Here is a 16,868-nt window from a genome sequence, read left to right on the forward strand (position 1 = left end):
TTATTTAGCTAATCGTATTCCTGAAAACATCCATCGTTCGTCAGTATGAAAGAAATTTCTGTAAGTATGTCTACTATGATCATCAAAAGTGGCAATCGAAGCACCTCTTAACACCATTTGATTCACCATAAACTTACCGTTGTATTCGCCTAAAGCACCCGGCACTTTTGAATATCCAGGATAGGGCAAGTAAGCGCTATTGGTCCATTCCCAAAGTTGCCCCCAATTTAATTTTGAAGATGCCACTTCCCATTCAAATTCGGTAGGAAGACGCAGTTGTTTCCATTCGGCATAGGCAGAAGCTTCAAAAAAACTAAGATGCTGTACAGGAAGGTTTGGTTGCAAAGATTTAAATCCAGACAAGGTATAGGCATGCCATTCTTCCTTTACTTTATGCCAATATTTTGGAGCTTTTATATTCTTCGATTGTATAAAATCCCATCCTTCGGCATGCCAGTAATTAAAATTAGAATACCCACCAGCATCAATGAATTCTATATATTCCTTATTGGTTACCAACTGATCACAAATTTCAAACTTCTGCAAATAAACTTTATGTTGCCCGAGCTCATTATCGAAACAAAATCCATCGCCCTTATACCCTATTTGATATATTCCCTCATCAAATTTTAAAAATTCTGGTGAGCTGTTTATTTCTGAAAAAGTAAGTTTATGCTCAACTATTGGAAAGGTGGGCTGATTTCCAAGTATATATTTTATATCATAATAGAAAAGTTCTTGATGCTGCTGTTCGTGCATAAGTCCTAATTGAAGCACTTCTTTTGCTTCTTCGGAAGGATTGCCATTTAAAAACTGCCCCATCTTCTCATCTACAAATGCTCGAAACTTAATTACTTCTTTCATCGTTGGCCGTGTCATTAGCCCGCGATTAGGACGTAATATTCTTGTTCCTGCATTATTGTAATAACTATTAAACAAATACGCAAAGTCTTCATCAAAGACCTTATAGTTTTCAGAATACTTAACTAATACGAACTGTTCAAAAAACCAAGTTGTATGCGCTAAATGCCATTTCGGTGGCGACACATACTCTACCGGCTGTACCGAGCAATCTTCAGGTTCAAGCGAAGCTGAAATTTCTAAAAATCTATTTCTGGTCTTTTTATAGGTATCTAATAAACTCATTTTATCACTTCTGTTTCAATTATTACTTCACTTTGTAATGTTCTGTGGACTGGACATTTTGATGCAATTTCTTTAAGCCGCTCTTGCTGCTTATCATCTAAATTTCCGACAAATTTTAATCGCTTGGAGATATGATCAAATCGCGTAGGTTTATCAACCTCAATCAAAAGATCATCACTGTGTTTCTTTGAATATGTGATATATGTGTACACTTCCTGCAAATCCCATTTCTTTCGTTCTGCATATAACTTTAGCGTCATTACAGTACAGGCAGCAAGACCCGCACTTAGCAGATCATAAGGTGAAGGACCGAAGTCATCTCCTCCTATACTTTCAGGCTCGTCAGCAGTAAACGAATGTTTTGCCGTTTGGATAGCAGTAGTGAAATTATGTTCTTTTAAATTGAGATGTGCCACAAGTTGTTCGCCATCGGTATTCAGCATTTCATTCTCAGCTTCGTCAAAATAAGCTTGCACCCAAACGCCAATCATATTTCCAACATATCGGCTGTCTTTTACATTAGTTAATAAATGATCTGCCTTGTCTAAACTCACAAAACTTTTGGGGTGCATAGCATTGAGATATAACTTTTGCGCATTGTCAATTCCAACAATGGCATCTATTGGAGAATGCAGTATTAGAATCGGTTTGCGTAAATTTTTTGTTATCTCCGGAAGGTCAGTCTTACTAAAATCATCAACAAACTCCTGATTGATCTTAAAAGGTCTTCCTCCAATATTAACAGCCACTTCTCCTTTTTCATTAACTTCATTAAACTGATGCGAAAACAAGTGAGTAACGTGATCAACAGTGGACGGAGCTCCGATTGTGGCAATCGCCTTTATGTTATCAAGTTTTGAAGCAGCTACTATCACTGCAGCACCTCCTAAGGAGTGTCCAACGAGTAAGGACGGAGCTTTATAGTTTTCTGTGATATAATTATTCACCGAAATCAAATCGTCTACATTGGCTGAGAAATGGCTTTCTGCGAATTCTCCTTCACTCTTTCCTAAGCCAGTAAAATCGAATCTCACAACTCCAAACCCATGATCTGTGAGGGATCTGGAAATATTTTTCACTGCACTTAAAGTACTGGAACATGAAAAACAATGCGCGAATATTGCAAAGTAGTTCGGTTTTTCATTGGCTGGCAATTCCAAATGCGCCTGTAGCTTATAGCCCTTCTGGTTCGTTATTTCGAGTTTTGTATTTTTCATTTGGCGTTTTCTTTTAGTTAGCTATCATCAATGAGCCGAGTTTCTTTTTGTCTACCACTTTCGAAAAGTTTTGAAGCAGTAGTTGTAATTTAGGATCAATAAAATTCTTACAAAATGGTTTCTCAGGGTCCTTGAAATAATAATTGGTTATTTCTGGCCTCGAAGCTTTGAATTCAACGAACGGAAGCGTTTCTGTAATAAGTTGTTCTTCAAAATTTGGTAGCAATTCGATCAATATCTTAACTACTTCTTTTTGTTGTACTTCGGAAAAGTAGTACACTGCAGACCGGTATTTGGTTCGCATAGAATGATATGAAGTACTATTATGTGTATGCAAATGCACTTCTACTAAGGTCTGAAGCGAGATTACTTCAGAATTAAAATGTACAATAACAGCTTCTGAAAAAGCAGTATTCTCTTCCGAAGAAGAGACATAGCCCTGTTCCACATCCTCGACCCCTTTTAACGATTGGAATACTGCTTCCGTACACCAATGGCAGCCTCCACCTAGTCCTATTTTTGTTAGATTTTGTTTCAAATTAATTCCTTTTGCTTTCTATTAACTGTTTGTCACCTTTAACATCATTATTTAATTTCTACTCCTTTCCAAAAAGCAACATATCCTTTAATAGATTTTGCAAGAGCAGAAATTTCCGGATAAAACCATGCAGCATCCTTATTTTGTTCACCATTTACTTCTAAAGTATAGTACGAAGCTTCCCCTTTCCACGGACAATTAGTGTGTGTATCGTTTTCCACAAAATACTCCTCATTAATACTGTCTGGCGGAAAATAGTGGTTTCCTTCAATTACAATGGTTTGATCACTTTCGGCAAGTACTTTATTATTCCAAATGGCTTTCATATTACCTTTTCAGTTTAAAATTATTTATAAAATCTAATACTTTTTCTTTCGGCATTTCACAGGGTTTTAAAAGCTCAGATTGTTTAGTAATATAATAGTTACAACTAATAAAATCAGTTCCTCCCAGGGCTTTGGCATACAACTTCATGCTTTTACCCTTATTAAAATCGGTTCGGGTAAGTCCATACTTTTCACCTTTATAATAAACTTCCGAATATCCAATCGGTATTAATTGCATCCTATCAATAATCATCTTACGAACTACAGGATAACATGGAACATCCTACCTTATTTCTAGCCCATTCGGGTCGTTTTACGAACCATTTCTCCATTTCCGGTTGCTCATCGTAAGGCTTTTTCAATAAAGTATATAATTCATCTATGAGCGAATAATCTCCTTTATCTGCAGCGTCAATTGCTAATTGAGCCATATAATTGCGAAGTACGTATTTCGGGTTTACAAGATTCATTTTTCCTTTTCTTTCTGAATCTGAAACACTTTCAAATTGCAATCTTAACGAATACTTTAAAAACCATTCTGCCCATTGTTTCTTTATCTCTTCTGAAACTTCCGAAGGTGAATAGAATGCATCTTCAATGTTTCCGATCCCTTCTGAAGTTTTTTCCTTCTCAAAATGACCCAGATTTCTAAAAAATAAGGTCATGTCTGTTTCAGACAGGTGTAAAAGTTTCTCAAGCTCCTGAATCATTTTCTCATCCTCGTCCCTTTCCGAAGCCAATCCAATTTTTGAACGCATCATCTCCAAATACTTTGTTCTAAAACTCGATCTGTAATCATTCAGAATAGCTTCCAAAGCCGCTGCATCATCGATTAACGGGAATAATGCATTCGCTAATTGCAGTAGATTCCAAAGTACAATTTCCGGCTGATTCCCGTAACGATATCTTTTGTGTTGACTATCAGTGGTATTGGGCGTCCAGCCAAAATCATAGCCTTCCAACCAACCATAAGGGCCATAATCGATTGTTAATCCTAAAATCGACATATTATCGGTATTCATAACTCCGTGTACAAATCCCACGCGCTGCCAATGAATCACCATTTCTAAACTCCTTTGGGTCACTTCTTTGAAAAAGGCGAGATAGGTCTCCTTCGATGGTTCTCCTAAATCTAAATAATGCTTACGAATTGTAAAATCAACTAAAGTTTTTAAAGTTTCATCATCCTGTTGGGCGGCGAAAATCTCATAACTCCCAAATCGCAAGAAAGATGGAGCCACCCTACAGACCACAGCACCCTTTTCATATTCCTGATTCCCGTCATAAAGCATATCGCGTAACACCTCGTCACCAGTAAACGCAAGGCTCAAGGCACGTGTGGTAGGAACTCCCAAATGATGCATTGCTTCACTGCATAAATATTCACGAACCGACGAGCGCAACACTGCCAATCCATCTGCCGATCTAGAATAAGGGGTAGGTCCGGCACCTTTTAATTGTAGGGTCCAGGAAGTGTTTTCCGATTCTATTTCGAATAGATTTATTGCGCGTCCGTCGCCTAATTGCCCTGCCCAATTCCCAAATTGATGCCCAGCATATAACATGGCGTAAGGTTGGGTTTCCGACTTTACTTTATTCCCGGTAAATAGTTGCAAGAACTCTGAAGATTCACTAAAAGATTGAGTCATTCCTAATGTTTTCAGCATTTCATCAGTCACGTGAAGCATTTCCGGGTTTTTGGTTCGAATAGGATTAACATACGAAAAACAAGCTTTAGACACTTGCCTTCTATAGTTTTCCATGATCGGATCAGCGGGTAATTCCTTGGTAAATGTGTTTTTTACTGTGAGGTTCATTAAGTATTTTTTATCCAATAATCTTACTCCATTTTTCACTATTTGCAGCTACCGATTTAACATAACCGCAAACGGCAACAGCCGAATGTCCTTCTTGCGTAAGTTTTTCAAATGTTTTTTCGACTAGAACTTTTCCAATTCCCTTTCCTCTTAAACTCAATGGGACTTCAGAATACACCAAGTACATTTTATCGTTTTTCAGTTCGTAATTTACTCTTGCCGTTGCCCCTTCTACCATCATAGTATAGCGGTTATTAGCTTTATCGTGTACTATTTCAAGTTCTTCTAATTTCAATTTTGAATTCATTTAATATGTGTTTTAAAAAAGCATGAGTTAAAGTAAATAGTAAGGTTTTAAATCTATTTGTCACATTGAGCGCAGTCGAAATGTCTCGGTTAAAAGATTATTAAGTTTTCGACTGCGCTCAAACGGACATATTTAATTGCTTGTTACTAAACCCCATGAATATTTATAAAAGTTCATTAAACCTTTACATTCTTTAATTTATCTGCGTGCATTTTTCTCAATTTTGCCAATTTTGGATCGATTACAGCGGTGCAATAGCCCTGCGTAGAATTATTTGCATAATAATCTTGATGTGCAGCCTCAGCAACAAAAAATTCGCCTATCGGACTTATCTCTGTAACAATTGGATTTTCATAATATGGAGCTATTTCTTTTGCAACCACATTGGCTATTTCGCTTTGTTTTTCAGTGTGATAATAAATCACAGATCTGTATTGTGATCCTCGATCTGCGCCTTGACGATTCAAAGTTGTAGGGTCATGGCTCGTCATAAAAATCACTAATAGATCTTCATAACTTATTTGATCCGGATCGAAGCTTACTTGAATTACTTCTGCGTGTCCTGTTAAACCTGAACAGACTTCTCTGTAAGTGGGAATTCCGGGCACTTTTCCGCCGGTATATCCTGAAACCACTTTTTCAACGCCTTTTACTTCATTGAAAACAGCTTCAATACACCAAAAACAGCCGCCACCAACCGTCATTAATTCTAATGATTTATTTTTCATTTTCTTGCCTTTCTTTTTCTATTTCCATCGATTCTGAATTGATACAATATCGCAATCCGCTGGGTTCCGGTCCATCGGGAAATACGTGCCCCAAATGAGCATCGCAGGTATTACACATCACTTCCACGCGCACCATTCCGAAGGAGCCATCCTTATGATATTTAATTGCATTCGATTTAATTGGTTGTGTAAAACTTGGCCAACCACTCCCCGATTCAAATTTAATAGTTGAATCGAATAATGCCGTACCACAACAAACACAGGCATACTTTCCTGCATCATGAATACTGCATAATGCTCCGCTATGCGGTGCTTCGGTACCTTTTAAACGGGTGATTCGAAACTGCTCCGGACTTAGAATTTCGCGCCATTCTTGCTCTGTTTTTTCAACTCTGCGATCGGGTATTGGGTTTCCATTGACACTAAAACTTATTACTTCTTTCCAGGTTAACATACTTCTTGCCTTTCTTTTTTTAGAATTTAATTGTTTAAGTTTTTACTCGAAACTATAGTCGTAATAAAAGTGATTTCATTTCAATTTACAAAACTCGATAGTTTCTTTGAGATCAGCAGTTATTGCAAAACTCAACGAATACAGTAAAGTTAAGATCATCAAGTTAAAATAGAGAAAATGAGATGCTAATTGATTGTTAATGTTGACGCGTTTGTGAAGTAGTTTCTCTTTGGAATACATTATAATTTTTAATTTTTCTTCGGAAAAAGCCAAATATAAACCTACGATCGTAGTAGAATATCAACCAATAAATCTATTCTAAAATAAGCCTCGAAACCTTAGTAGTTTCCGAAGCACTTAAACGTACGAAATACAGACCTGACTGCACTTTTACATTCTGAATATTAGTGCCATCCCAAACAAGCTGCTGGGCACCTTGAACCGATTCGTTTAATAAGGTCTTCATTATTCTACCCGAAATGTCAAATATTTCAACCCTAACATTCTGATCTTTTTTGCTTGTAAACTGAATAGTTGTCTGATCTTTAAAGGGGTTAGGAACACATTTTAAATTATCGACCACTTCCGAAGCAAAAGTAGTAATTCCCAAAAGTGAAGGGGTAATATGAGAATAATAAACATCCTGTCCTCCATTGAAGGTATTTACCCAGGCAAGATGCGCTCCGTTATTGTCGGAGACCATATCGAAATAATCTCCCATTTTATTTTGTTGAGGGTAGCCAATATTAGGATCGAATTGATCCGACAGTTTTAAATTTCCAGACCAAGTGACACCCTGATCTTCTGAATAAGTAAAATATAATGCCGACAGATTCGTACCTGAAGGTGCGTCTCGAGTATCTAGCCATGCAACATCTATTCTGCCATTAGGAGCTACAGACATGGTTCCAAACCACTGATAAGCAGTTTCACCAACATCGTCGTTAATGCGTTGGGGAGCATCAAAATTATTTCCGTTATCGGTACTTCTTGCGAACATTACATCTCCGGGATCACTAATAGAATTCCGATTGACGGATGCCAACACATATACATTATTTTGTCCGGGACCATTAGAAATATCGACATCCACCCAAACTTGACCCATGAGCCCTGAAGGATTAGGTGGTACTTGTGCCCATATACGCCCGTCCAGATCTACTGTACTCACAGAATCCCAGGTAACAGGACTTATATTCGGGTCCTGCGCGGTTGATGATTTCACCAACACTACATCCGATCCATATTTTCCGGTTATATACAACACACCGTCTGAATCCACTGCCAACGTGCCCCAGATGGGATTACTATCAATTAGTGAACAATTTTCAAAGGTATTACTGCCGTCTGTGGAGCGGGTAAAAAAACCTGGAGAGCAGGTCGTAAATGACGGATTCCAATTGGAATAATTATTTCTTGCACTTATGCCATTGGTTTTATCAATTCTCATCCATTGTTTGTCTCCTCCATAGGCAGGAAAAGGCGCGCCCCAGTCTACACCTCCATTGGTGATCTTATAGACATCACAATTAAAACCTCCTCGCAAACTGTTGTAATAAAAATTTCCGTTAGCATCAAAATCAAGAACCGGATCGGAGCGAAAAAATCCCGGATCCAAAACTCCCGGAAATTCCCAAGTTAAACCTCCGTCTAAAGAAAATCCATTGCCCGCCTGTCGAAAATTACTAGTCACAGTGTCAAACTGCCGCCATCCAATAACAATACGATTGGGATTAGTAGGATCCACCGCAATGGAAGGCTCATTTGCCGCATCGCCTAGTATATCATTACCATTACTATCTACATTTACCTGGCGCGTGAAAAAATCGCTGCCATTTATTCTATAAGATGGTCCGCGCTCCATGCTCTCTCTATCCACGAATACATAAGGGTCGTCGGGAACTTCAGTATGAGTCTCGCTCAAGTCTTGCGATCGTAGTGAAGGATAAACACATATTAATAAAACTGCACTGAAAACTTTTTTAGAAAGTGACTTAAACATGATATGAGCGTTTGAGATGTATTTAAAAATACGACTTCGGAAGAGATATCGCAACCGAAGTGCGTTTTTTAATTTGTTAGTTTACAGTTAATAAGTGTTTTACAATTCGGTTTTAGATAGAAATGAAGTCTGGCACTTTATTTGAAGTTTCTCTTTTGAATTAAAACCATCGATTATGAGATATTCAGATAAAGCGCCCGAGGTAAATGCAGGTAGTATGGCCGATATTGCATTTTTACTATTAATTTTTTTCTTAGTCACAACAACAATCCCAAACGACAAAGGAATAGCAAGAAAAATTCCACCGCCTTGCCCGGCTGGAATCGATTGCAATATGAAGTTGAAGGAAAGAAATGTGCTTCGAATTTTGGTAAATGAGAAAGATGAGATTATGGTCAACAACAAACTGACCGATTTAATGGAACTAAATGAAACTTTAAAGGTTTTCATAGATAATAATGGAGATAGTAGCTGTAACTACTGCAGTGGAAGTAAGCTAGACACTTCTTCCGAGAATCCGAATGAAGCCACAATTACCGTTAACGCAGATCGAAATTCTTCTTATGAAACGTATATAGCGATTCAGGACGAATTGACTCGAGCCTATTTTGAGCTCCGTGAGAATTACGTGAAAGAAGTTTTAAAAACATCAACTGCCGCACTATCTTCAAAGGATATAGAGAAAGTTCAAAAAGCATATCCTTTCAGAATTACCGAGGCATCAACTCAATAAAGAACCACAATTTCTAAGCATATATTTCAGTAAAGAAAAAATATGTAGGAAACTTTAAATATTTTCTTACATTCGTTTTTTAAAATAATAAAGAATCATGATTAAAAGAATAGTAGTATTTGCCCTAATTTTCACATGTAATTTGACTGTTTTCGGACAGGAAGAGCCAATTCAAATAGTTGATGAAACAGTCGCCAACAGACTAATGTTATATGCTTTAAATGAAACTGATACTGATTATGATGTAATGATCACCGTCGATGGGTCAGGGTTTAGACAAAGCAAGGCTAAGCCAAGAATGACAAGGGTTCCGGCAACTTCACGTGTGCAAATTGCAAGGTTAATGATAAACCGTGGTGAAAATCCAAAATACACTTATACCTTGGTTGTAAATGATAGCCTTTCAAGAAGAGCCTTGAGGCGTGAGTTTGAGTTGGTAAAAATTGCACCTAAAAAACCAATCACTGTGTACATCACCCAAAATTGCATGAAATGTGATAGTATAATGCAGCCATTGAAAGATAGTAAATGGCAATTTGATAGTCACAATTTAGCTGAAAAACCAGAAATGGCTAAGCAACTTAAAATGGCGGTTCCAGAACTGGACGTTATGGAAACTCCTGTTTTTAGCATTGGAGGTTTAATATTCCCTGAAGTTAAAAATTATGAAGAATTAATGGAAGAAATGACTAAAGAATAAGTATTACTCTCATTTCTAATCCTAAAATAGCTCCTGAAAAGTAAATCTTATGTCGGTTCGAGCGCAGTCGAGAACTTTGAGTTGTTAATTATATCGTAGGTCTCGACTGCGCTCGACCGGACAACTAGGTATTGATTATAAATTCCTAATTAGTATACACTACCATCTAATAGGTCGGTAATCTTTCAAAAATTTACCGCACCAATGCTTTCCTGAATTAATACCATCAAACAATGGATCCATCACCCTAGCTGCACCATCAACTATGTCTAAAGGCGGTTGAAAATCGTGTAATTCTGCTTTTCTTTTTGCCAATTCAATCGGATCTTCATCGGTTACCCATCCCGTGTCTACAGCATTCATATAAATACCGTCTTTCGCTAAGGTAGCCGAGGATGTGTGTGTCAACATATTTAAAGCAGCTTTCGCCATGTTGGTATGTGGGTGGCGATCTTCTTTGTGAAAACTATGGAATTTTCCTTCCATTGCGGTTACATTAATGATGTGCTTAATTCCTGTGTTTTCTTTTTTCATTAGGTCGGAAAGGCGGTTACACAAAACAAACGGAGCTACTGAATTAACCAACTGTACTTCAATCATTTCGGTGGTTTCAATTTCACCTAAACGCAAGCGCCAGCTATTGGTTTTCCGAAGGTCAACTTGTTGTAAATCGGCATCCAACTCCCCTTCCGGAAAGACTTCTTTAGCACTTAAGGAATTATCGAAACTATAAGGAATTTGGGATAATTTTGCAGACGCACGAATTCCAATACCGGGTTCGGGACCGTGCCAGGTAACAGGTAAAACGTTATTCTGATTATTGGAAGTAGCCAAAGCAAGTGACTTAAGCTCTTGTAAACACTGTTCATGATCTTGCAATAGATCTTTGGCAAATTTTGGAAGTAAGTCCAAGGACATTTCTTCTTTTTCCATTAAATGCTGATAAAATCCGGCAGGTCTTCTAACGGTTTGTGCTGCATTATTGATTAGAACATCCAACCGATCGTATTTCTGTTCAATATAATTACAAAAAATCTCTACACTAGGAATATGACGCAGATCGAGGCCATGAATTTTAAGACGATGTCCCCATTCTGTAAAATCTTCTTCCTTGGAAAAACGAAGGGCAGAATCTACCGGAAACCTTGTGGTAGCTACAACCGTTGCTCCTGCACGTAAACACATTAGAGTAATATGAAATCCAATTTTTAAGCGAGAACCGGTAATTACTGCTACCTGACCTTTAAGGCTCGATGTTTGAAACCGTTTGGCATAATTAAAATCTCCACAGTCTCCACACATGGTATCATAAAAGTGATGCAACTTAGTGAACGGTGTTTTACAAACATAGCAATTTCGGGGCGTTTCTAATTCGAGTTTAAGGTCCTTAGATTTCCCCGAGAGCTCAATCATTTTGGGCGCCACAAATACAGTCGCTTCGCGTGCGCTACGAATACCAGTTACTTTACGAGCGTGTTTATCTCGGGCAGCTTTTTTACGCCGTTCGTTCTTTTTGGCATCTTTTTTTCTTTTTGCAAACTCTTCTCTATTTGGACGGGAAAACATTCCGGCAGCTTTAATTAAGGCAGTCCGTTTTTCTTTTGGAATATCAAAAATCTGATTGGTGTCACCTACCAACTGATTCAACACAACAATACATTTATCAATCTCTTTTTCAGTCAACTCCTCTTTCACTTCCAAATTAGTTTGCTTCATGGTTTTGTAATAATCGTGCAAATATATAGCAAAAACCACTTCATATTATTAAATTTATTCAAAGGGCTGATATAACTAAATTCTACTTTACTCCAGAATAGAAATACGTACTTTTCTATTCTTTAATTTACTGTTATTGAGTGTTTTAACGATATTATCTGCAAGTGATACTGGAACTGCTACATAACTGCAATCTTGCTTTAATTCTATCACCCCTAGTTGATCTTTCAATAGTTTTCCCTGCTTAAAAAATAAACCTGCAATATCACCTTTCGAAATTTTATCTTTTCTTCCTCCCGAAATGTATAAGGTTTCCCATTCTGATGGCTTCGGAAGTGGTTGTGATTTCAAAACTTCTTTTTCTGAAATATTTATATAATCGGGAAGCTTCTCGTCCTTTCCTAAAAGCAAATACGCAGTCCCTTCAGCATTCATACGGGCTGTTCTACCGTTGCGATGCGTAAATTCGTGCTCTTTGAAGGGTAGCTGATAATGGATAATAAACTTCATTTCAGGAACATCAATTCCTCTCGCTGCCAGATCCGTAGCAATTAAGACCTGATTTGTTCCGTTTCTAAACATAATCAACGCTCTTTCCCTATCTATTTGCTCCATTCCACCAAAAAAACAACCGTGACTGATTCCTTTTTCATAAAGATAATCACTCACATACTCGATGGTATCTTTAAGGTTACAGAAAATGATTCCGGGAGCATTTCCTATATGCGATAACAATTCAACCAAGGTTTCAAGCTTATCTCTGGTTGGCGACTCTACTATTCGCACCTTTAATTGCGATTCCTTTTCTGCAATGAAATTAAGCTTCTTAGGATCTTTTAATCCAACAAAAGCAGGTATTTTAACGGCCTGTGTTGCAGAGGTAAGTATTTTTTTCTTCAGCTTCGGAAGCGCGGCTACAATCTCTCGCATTTCAGTCTCAAAACCGACTTCAAGGGATTTGTCGAATTCATCTAAAACCAGCGTCTTTATAGAATCTGTATCAATAGTTTCTCTTCGGAAATGGTCTGCAATTCTTCCCGGAGTTCCAATTAAAATCGCAGGAGCATGTGCCAGATCGATCTTATCCTTCCCAAAAGGCCTTCCTCCATAAACAGCATTTGCCTTAAACCCTGTACCCATTTCACGCAATACACTTTCTATCTGAAGTGCCAGTTCTCTTGAAGGTGTTAAAATTAAAACCTGTACTTTTTCAGAATCCTGATCCAATGAATCAATTATAGGAAGTAAAAATGCCAGTGTTTTTCCGGTACCGGTTGGAGAAAGCAGCAGTATGTTTGAAGCGCTATCAATTGCAGCAGCCGCTTCCTGTTGCATCGGATTGAGTTTTTCAATTCCTAATTTTTTGAGAATACTTTTCTGATCTTTATGGTTATTGGACATGGTGTAAAACTTCGGTTAATGGGAGTAGGGATTTACTAACGCTTGTTGCGCTTGTTATAATTTTTATCACCCCTCGTCTTTGGCTTTTTATATTTCTTCTCAATTTTCGCTCTATAAGATCCCCCTTGATTCTCTTTACTATTCTTTTCACTTTTCTCGTGAAAGCTAGCACCTTTGGTTTCAATAACAGCCGCTTTGTGCGGATTATTGATTTCAACTATTGCTGGTTGTTCTTCGGGGGTAAGTCTCTTTGAAACCTCAATGTTTGAAGGTATTTCCAATTTTGGAATTGAGTAATCCATCAACTTTTCTATGCTATCTTTAAAAGGTGTTTCAAATTCAGTATGAAACAATAACGAACGTCCCTCCTTCTCTGCACGTCCAGTTCTTCCAATTCTATGCATGTAATTTTCGGGATATCGCGGGGTATCGAAATTAATTACATGTGTTATTTTGTCTAAATCCAGACCACGTGCCATTACATCGGTAGCTACCATGATTCTATTCTTCCCTTCATCGAACTGATTGATAGAACGAATACGATAATTCTGAGTTTTGTTAGAATGAATTAAACAGGATTCTTCGCCATAAGGCTCTTCCAATTCTTCGAAAAGTCTGTCGGCACTGCGTTTGTTCGATACAAAAACCAAAACTTTACTAAATACCTCTTTATCTTTCAGCAGATCTATAAGTAGATTCACTTTTGTATAAAAATTAGGAACTGCGTACGAATGCTGCGTTATATTTTCAAGAGGTGTTCCACTTATAGCTACGGAAACTTTTTTTGGATTGATAAAGAAATCGTTAATAAGCACATCAACGTCTTCGGTCATAGTAGCCGAAAACATAATATTTTGACGCCTTTCAGGAAGCAATTCGAAAATATTGGTTAGCTGAAATCTAAAGCCCAGGTCCAACATCACATCAACCTCGTCAATTACTAATTTCCTTACCGTTTTCAACTGAATTACTCTGCTTAAACAGAGGTCATAAAATCTTCCGGGAGTAGCAACAATAATGTCTGCCCCCTCGTCCAAGGCTTTTTTCTGGGTATTTATATTGGTGCCTCCATATACCCCAACTACTCGTTGCGGCATATATTTTGCAAATTTTTCTATTTCTTCAACCACCTGAATAACGAGCTCCCTAGTAGGGACAAGAACCAAAACTCTTAGGTTAGGCTCTTTTGAAAATCTCATGCTCTGCAGTATGGGAAGCATATAAGCGAGTGTTTTCCCTGTACCCGTTTGTGCGATCCCTACCATATCCTTTCCAGACATCACCACAGAAAATGCTTCAGACTGAATTGGAGTCGGTGTTTCAAACCCAAGATCGTCTATTGCATTGTGTAAGAATTTATTCAGTTTTAAATCTTCAAAAGCACTCATGAACCAATTTTTGGCAAAGGTACGGTTTTGTAGTACGGTGCGATAAGAAAATAAAGGATTGTTGAAACCATAGCGGAAGCTTCCCTTTTAGCTACCTTTGCCACTAATAATTTCTAATTCTTAGGCAAATTGCATCCAAAAAACATTCACAACGACGCATATAATTTCGATGCACTTTGTAAAAGTCATCCCCAACTAACAGAATTTGTAGTCATTAATGAGTACGATACCGAAACAATTGATTTTTCAAACAGCGATGCAGTTCTTCATTTGAACAAAGCATTGTTATCGCATCACTACGCTATTTCTGATTGGAACATTCCTCCCCATTACTTATGTCCGCCAATTCCCGGGAGAGCAGATTATCTATTTTATATTTCAGATTTACTTTCTGAAAGCGGGGTCACCAAGAAAATAAGAGGTCTTGATATTGGTGTTGGTGCCAATTGTATTTATCCCATTTTAGCCGCGAGATTATTTAAATGGAAGATGGTTGGGGCAGATAGTGATGCTTCCGCAATTGCTTCAGCTAAAAAAAATGTAAGTGCTTCGGAAGGATTAGCGGAGTTGATCGAAATACGATATCAAGATAATAACGCTAACATATTTGAAGGCATCATCGCTCCCAACGAATATTTTGATTTCACCATCTGCAACCCACCTTTCCACACTTCCGAAGAAGAAGCAACAAAAGGTACACTACGAAAACTAAGGAATCTACATCAAAAGGATCAACCATTTCAGACAAAGAAAGAGATTACCCTAAATTTTGGCGGACAAGCCAATGAGCTGTGGTGTAATGGTGGGGAAGCACTGTTTATAAAGCGAATGGTAAAACAGAGTGTTCAATTTAAATCGCAAGTTGGATGGTTTACCACTTTGGTTTCAAAAAAAGAAAATCTCAATAAGATCTACAAACAAATAGATAAACTAAAGGCTACGCATCAAACTATTAAAATGGAACAAGGAAATAAACAGAGTCGGTTTGTTGCATGGACGTTTGAAAAGAATTGAAGTGTTAACAACTTGAATGAAATTTGCGTCAAAATCCAAAACATCCCCTCCTAGCCTCCCCTTCAAATGGGAGGAAAATATAATTTCTTACATCTTTAAAAGAACAAGACGCTATTCCAGATCTTCATGGGCTTCTATATCTTTCCGAAGATCTAATTTACGGAAGGTTGGCGATACAATTCCAGTAGTTACAACGGTTATCAAGGTCATTGTGCCTCCAAATACCACCGCAACCACCGTTCCCATTAATTTTGCTGTTACACCGCTTTCGAAGGCTCCTAACTCATTTGAGGAGCCAACAAACATTGAATTCACTGAAGCAACTCTTCCACGCATTGCGTCCGGAGTTCTAAGTTGAAGTATCGTTTGACGAATAATCATAGAGATCCCATCTGTTACTCCACTTAAAAATAGAGCGATTACCGAAATCCAAAAGACCGAAGAGAGTCCGAAAACGATCATACAAACACCAAATCCGAAGATTGCCATCAACAATTTCATTCCGGCGTTTTTATTTAGCGGGAAATAGGCAGATGTAAACATTATTATTAAGGCTCCAACTGCCGGGGCTGCACGAAGAATTCCGAAGCCCTGAGACCCCACATGTAAAATGTCCTGAGCAAATATGGGTAATAAGGCCATAGCACCTCCGAAGAGTACGGCAATCATATCCAGTGTTAATGCACCGAGAATAATTTTGGTATTCATGACAAATTTAATTCCTTCTTTTAGGCTTTTAAATACAGGTTCTCCGATATTCGGATTTAAAATCGGTTTTTTTGGAATCTGTGACAAACCTAATAAAGCAATCAAAGAACAGCCGAAGATTAAAAACATAGAACCATGGACACCTATAAAATGAATGGCAAAACCACCGATTGCGGGTCCAATTACTGCGCCCATTTGCCAGGTTGAGCTACTCCATGTTGCCGCATTGGGGTATAATCTTTTAGGTACCAATAAAGAAAGTAAAGAAAATATGGTTGGTCCAATAAAGGAACGAACAATACCCCCCAGAAAGACAAGGAAATAAATACAATACAAAATTGTTTGTAGAGAAAGGTCTTCGACTAATACGGGCCAGGTGATTAAAAAAAGTCCAAGACTTATTATTGAAAAACCTAGAATGCATTTAACTAAAAGCCCTCGCTTTTCCTTTTGATCGACGATATGGCCTGCAAATAAAGCCATGGCAACTGCCGGAATAACTTCCATAAGTCCAATAATCCCGAGCGACAATGGATCTTTTGTAAGGGAATACACTTGCCATTCTATAACTACAAATTGCATAGTCCATGCAAATACCATTGCGAAGCGAACCAACAAGAAAACTCTGAATTCTTTATATCGAAGCGAAGCGTAAGGATCTTTTTGAGCCATA

General features: G+C 37.9%; 17 protein-coding genes. 3 read left to right on the plus strand and 14 right to left on the minus strand.

The window, feature by feature from the left end:
• From egtB to BXY75_RS06240, 10 genes are all read right to left on the minus strand, one after another.
• Positions 1-1,146 carry an ergothioneine biosynthesis protein EgtB gene (gene egtB / locus BXY75_RS06195; RefSeq protein ID WP_121906846.1) on the minus strand — a complete coding sequence of 382 codons (1,146 nt, stop codon included), beginning with the start codon at positions 1,144-1,146 and terminating at the stop codon, positions 1-3.
• Positions 1,143-2,363, minus strand: a complete 1,221-nt coding sequence (locus BXY75_RS06200) for a bifunctional alpha/beta hydrolase/OsmC family protein (RefSeq protein ID WP_121906847.1) — start codon at positions 2,361-2,363, stop codon at positions 1,143-1,145. The genes egtB and BXY75_RS06200 overlap by 4 nt, the downstream gene beginning before the upstream one ends.
• Positions 2,364-2,376: 13 nt before the next feature.
• Positions 2,377-2,901 carry a peptide-methionine (S)-S-oxide reductase gene (locus tag BXY75_RS06205; protein WP_121906848.1) on the minus strand — a complete coding sequence of 175 codons (525 nt, stop codon included), beginning with the start codon at positions 2,899-2,901 and terminating at the stop codon, positions 2,377-2,379.
• Between the two features lie 47 nt (positions 2,902-2,948).
• Positions 2,949-3,227, minus strand: coding sequence for a DUF427 domain-containing protein (locus BXY75_RS06210; protein WP_121906849.1), 279 nt, complete (start codon positions 3,225-3,227; stop codon positions 2,949-2,951).
• 1 nt (position 3,228) lies between these two features.
• Positions 3,229-3,465, minus strand: coding sequence for a peptide methionine sulfoxide reductase (locus tag BXY75_RS06215; RefSeq protein WP_245962931.1), 237 nt, complete (start codon positions 3,463-3,465; stop codon positions 3,229-3,231).
• A gap of 16 nt (positions 3,466-3,481) precedes the next feature.
• Positions 3,482-5,044, minus strand: coding sequence for a protein adenylyltransferase SelO (locus BXY75_RS06220; protein ID WP_121907372.1), 1,563 nt, complete (start codon positions 5,042-5,044; stop codon positions 3,482-3,484).
• A gap of 10 nt (positions 5,045-5,054) precedes the next feature.
• The gene (locus tag BXY75_RS06225) at positions 5,055-5,351 is read right to left on the minus strand and encodes a GNAT family N-acetyltransferase (RefSeq protein ID WP_121906851.1); all 297 of its coding nucleotides are present in this window, start codon (positions 5,349-5,351) and stop codon (positions 5,055-5,057) included.
• 176 nt (positions 5,352-5,527) lie between these two features.
• A complete protein-coding gene (msrA, locus tag BXY75_RS06230; protein WP_121906852.1) occupies positions 5,528-6,079 on the minus strand; it encodes a peptide-methionine (S)-S-oxide reductase MsrA in 552 nt (183 codons plus the stop codon).
• The gene (gene msrB, locus BXY75_RS06235; RefSeq protein WP_121906853.1) at positions 6,069-6,533 is read right to left on the minus strand and encodes a peptide-methionine (R)-S-oxide reductase MsrB; all 465 of its coding nucleotides are present in this window, start codon (positions 6,531-6,533) and stop codon (positions 6,069-6,071) included. Before msrB ends, msrA begins: the two co-directional genes overlap by 11 nt.
• A 313-nt stretch (positions 6,534-6,846) precedes the next feature.
• Complete coding sequence (locus BXY75_RS06240; RefSeq protein ID WP_121906854.1) at positions 6,847-8,535, minus strand: T9SS type A sorting domain-containing protein; 1,689 nt, start codon at positions 8,533-8,535, stop codon at positions 6,847-6,849.
• 175 nt (positions 8,536-8,710) lie between these two features.
• Between BXY75_RS06240 and BXY75_RS06245 the strand changes: the two genes are divergently transcribed.
• Both BXY75_RS06245 and BXY75_RS06250 read left to right on the plus strand, forming a co-directional pair.
• Positions 8,711-9,268, plus strand: coding sequence for an ExbD/TolR family protein (locus BXY75_RS06245; protein ID WP_121906855.1), 558 nt, complete (start codon positions 8,711-8,713; stop codon positions 9,266-9,268).
• Between the two features lie 97 nt (positions 9,269-9,365).
• The gene (locus BXY75_RS06250; protein ID WP_121906856.1) at positions 9,366-9,968 is read left to right on the plus strand and encodes a hypothetical protein; all 603 of its coding nucleotides are present in this window, start codon (positions 9,366-9,368) and stop codon (positions 9,966-9,968) included.
• 159 nt (positions 9,969-10,127) lie between these two features.
• Here BXY75_RS06250 and BXY75_RS06255 read toward each other — a convergent pair whose 3' ends face one another.
• From BXY75_RS06255 to BXY75_RS06265, 3 genes are all read right to left on the minus strand, one after another.
• Positions 10,128-11,684 carry an SDR family NAD(P)-dependent oxidoreductase gene (locus tag BXY75_RS06255; protein WP_121906857.1) on the minus strand — a complete coding sequence of 519 codons (1,557 nt, stop codon included), beginning with the start codon at positions 11,682-11,684 and terminating at the stop codon, positions 10,128-10,130.
• Positions 11,685-11,771: 87 nt separating this feature from the next.
• On the minus strand, positions 11,772-13,085 hold the full coding sequence (locus BXY75_RS06260; RefSeq protein ID WP_121906858.1) for a DEAD/DEAH box helicase: 1,314 nt from the start codon (positions 13,083-13,085) through the stop codon (positions 11,772-11,774).
• Positions 13,086-13,120: 35 nt separating this feature from the next.
• A complete protein-coding gene (locus BXY75_RS06265; protein ID WP_121906859.1) occupies positions 13,121-14,473 on the minus strand; it encodes a DEAD/DEAH box helicase in 1,353 nt (450 codons plus the stop codon).
• Positions 14,474-14,602: 129 nt separating this feature from the next.
• On the opposite strand from BXY75_RS06265, the gene rlmF reads away from it, so the two are divergent.
• Positions 14,603-15,487, plus strand: coding sequence for a 23S rRNA (adenine(1618)-N(6))-methyltransferase RlmF (gene rlmF / locus BXY75_RS06270; protein WP_121906860.1), 885 nt, complete (start codon positions 14,603-14,605; stop codon positions 15,485-15,487).
• Between the two features lie 111 nt (positions 15,488-15,598).
• Here the strand turns inward: rlmF and BXY75_RS06275 are convergent, their stop codons facing one another.
• Positions 15,599-16,867 (minus strand): MFS transporter, encoded by a 1,269-nt coding sequence (locus BXY75_RS06275; RefSeq protein ID WP_121906861.1) that lies wholly within the window; start codon positions 16,865-16,867, stop codon positions 15,599-15,601.
• Between the last annotated feature and the right edge of the window lies 1 nt (position 16,868).

This window comes from Ulvibacter antarcticus, assembly GCF_003688405.1.
GTDB classification, from domain to species: Bacteria; Bacteroidota; Bacteroidia; order Flavobacteriales; family Flavobacteriaceae; genus Ulvibacter; species Ulvibacter antarcticus.

Coding starts and splice junctions, on each gene's coding strand:
- BXY75_RS06260 (WP_121906858.1), bottom strand. CDS start 13,085: ATGTCCAATAACCATAAAGATCAGAAAAGTATTCTCAAAAAATTAGGA.
- BXY75_RS06200 (WP_121906847.1), bottom strand. CDS start 2,363: ATGAAAAATACAAAACTCGAAATAACGAACCAGAAGGGCTATAAGCTA.
- BXY75_RS06275 (WP_121906861.1), bottom strand. CDS start 16,867: ATGGCTCAAAAAGATCCTTACGCTTCGCTTCGATATAAAGAATTCAGA.
- BXY75_RS06245 (WP_121906855.1), top strand. CDS start 8,711: ATGAGATATTCAGATAAAGCGCCCGAGGTAAATGCAGGTAGTATGGCC.
- BXY75_RS06215 (WP_245962931.1), bottom strand. CDS start 3,465: ATGCAATTAATACCGATTGGATATTCGGAAGTTTATTATAAAGGTGAA.
- egtB (WP_121906846.1), bottom strand. CDS start 1,146: ATGAGTTTATTAGATACCTATAAAAAGACCAGAAATAGATTTTTAGAA.
- BXY75_RS06210 (WP_121906849.1), bottom strand. CDS start 3,227: ATGAAAGCCATTTGGAATAATAAAGTACTTGCCGAAAGTGATCAAACC.
- BXY75_RS06255 (WP_121906857.1), bottom strand. CDS start 11,684: ATGAAGCAAACTAATTTGGAAGTGAAAGAGGAGTTGACTGAAAAAGAG.
- BXY75_RS06225 (WP_121906851.1), bottom strand. CDS start 5,351: ATGAATTCAAAATTGAAATTAGAAGAACTTGAAATAGTACACGATAAA.
- BXY75_RS06220 (WP_121907372.1), bottom strand. CDS start 5,044: ATGAACCTCACAGTAAAAAACACATTTACCAAGGAATTACCCGCTGAT.
- BXY75_RS06250 (WP_121906856.1), top strand. CDS start 9,366: ATGATTAAAAGAATAGTAGTATTTGCCCTAATTTTCACATGTAATTTG.
- msrA (WP_121906852.1), bottom strand. CDS start 6,079: ATGAAAAATAAATCATTAGAATTAATGACGGTTGGTGGCGGCTGTTTT.
- BXY75_RS06240 (WP_121906854.1), bottom strand. CDS start 8,535: ATGTTTAAGTCACTTTCTAAAAAAGTTTTCAGTGCAGTTTTATTAATA.
- msrB (WP_121906853.1), bottom strand. CDS start 6,533: ATGTTAACCTGGAAAGAAGTAATAAGTTTTAGTGTCAATGGAAACCCA.
- BXY75_RS06265 (WP_121906859.1), bottom strand. CDS start 14,473: ATGAGTGCTTTTGAAGATTTAAAACTGAATAAATTCTTACACAATGCA.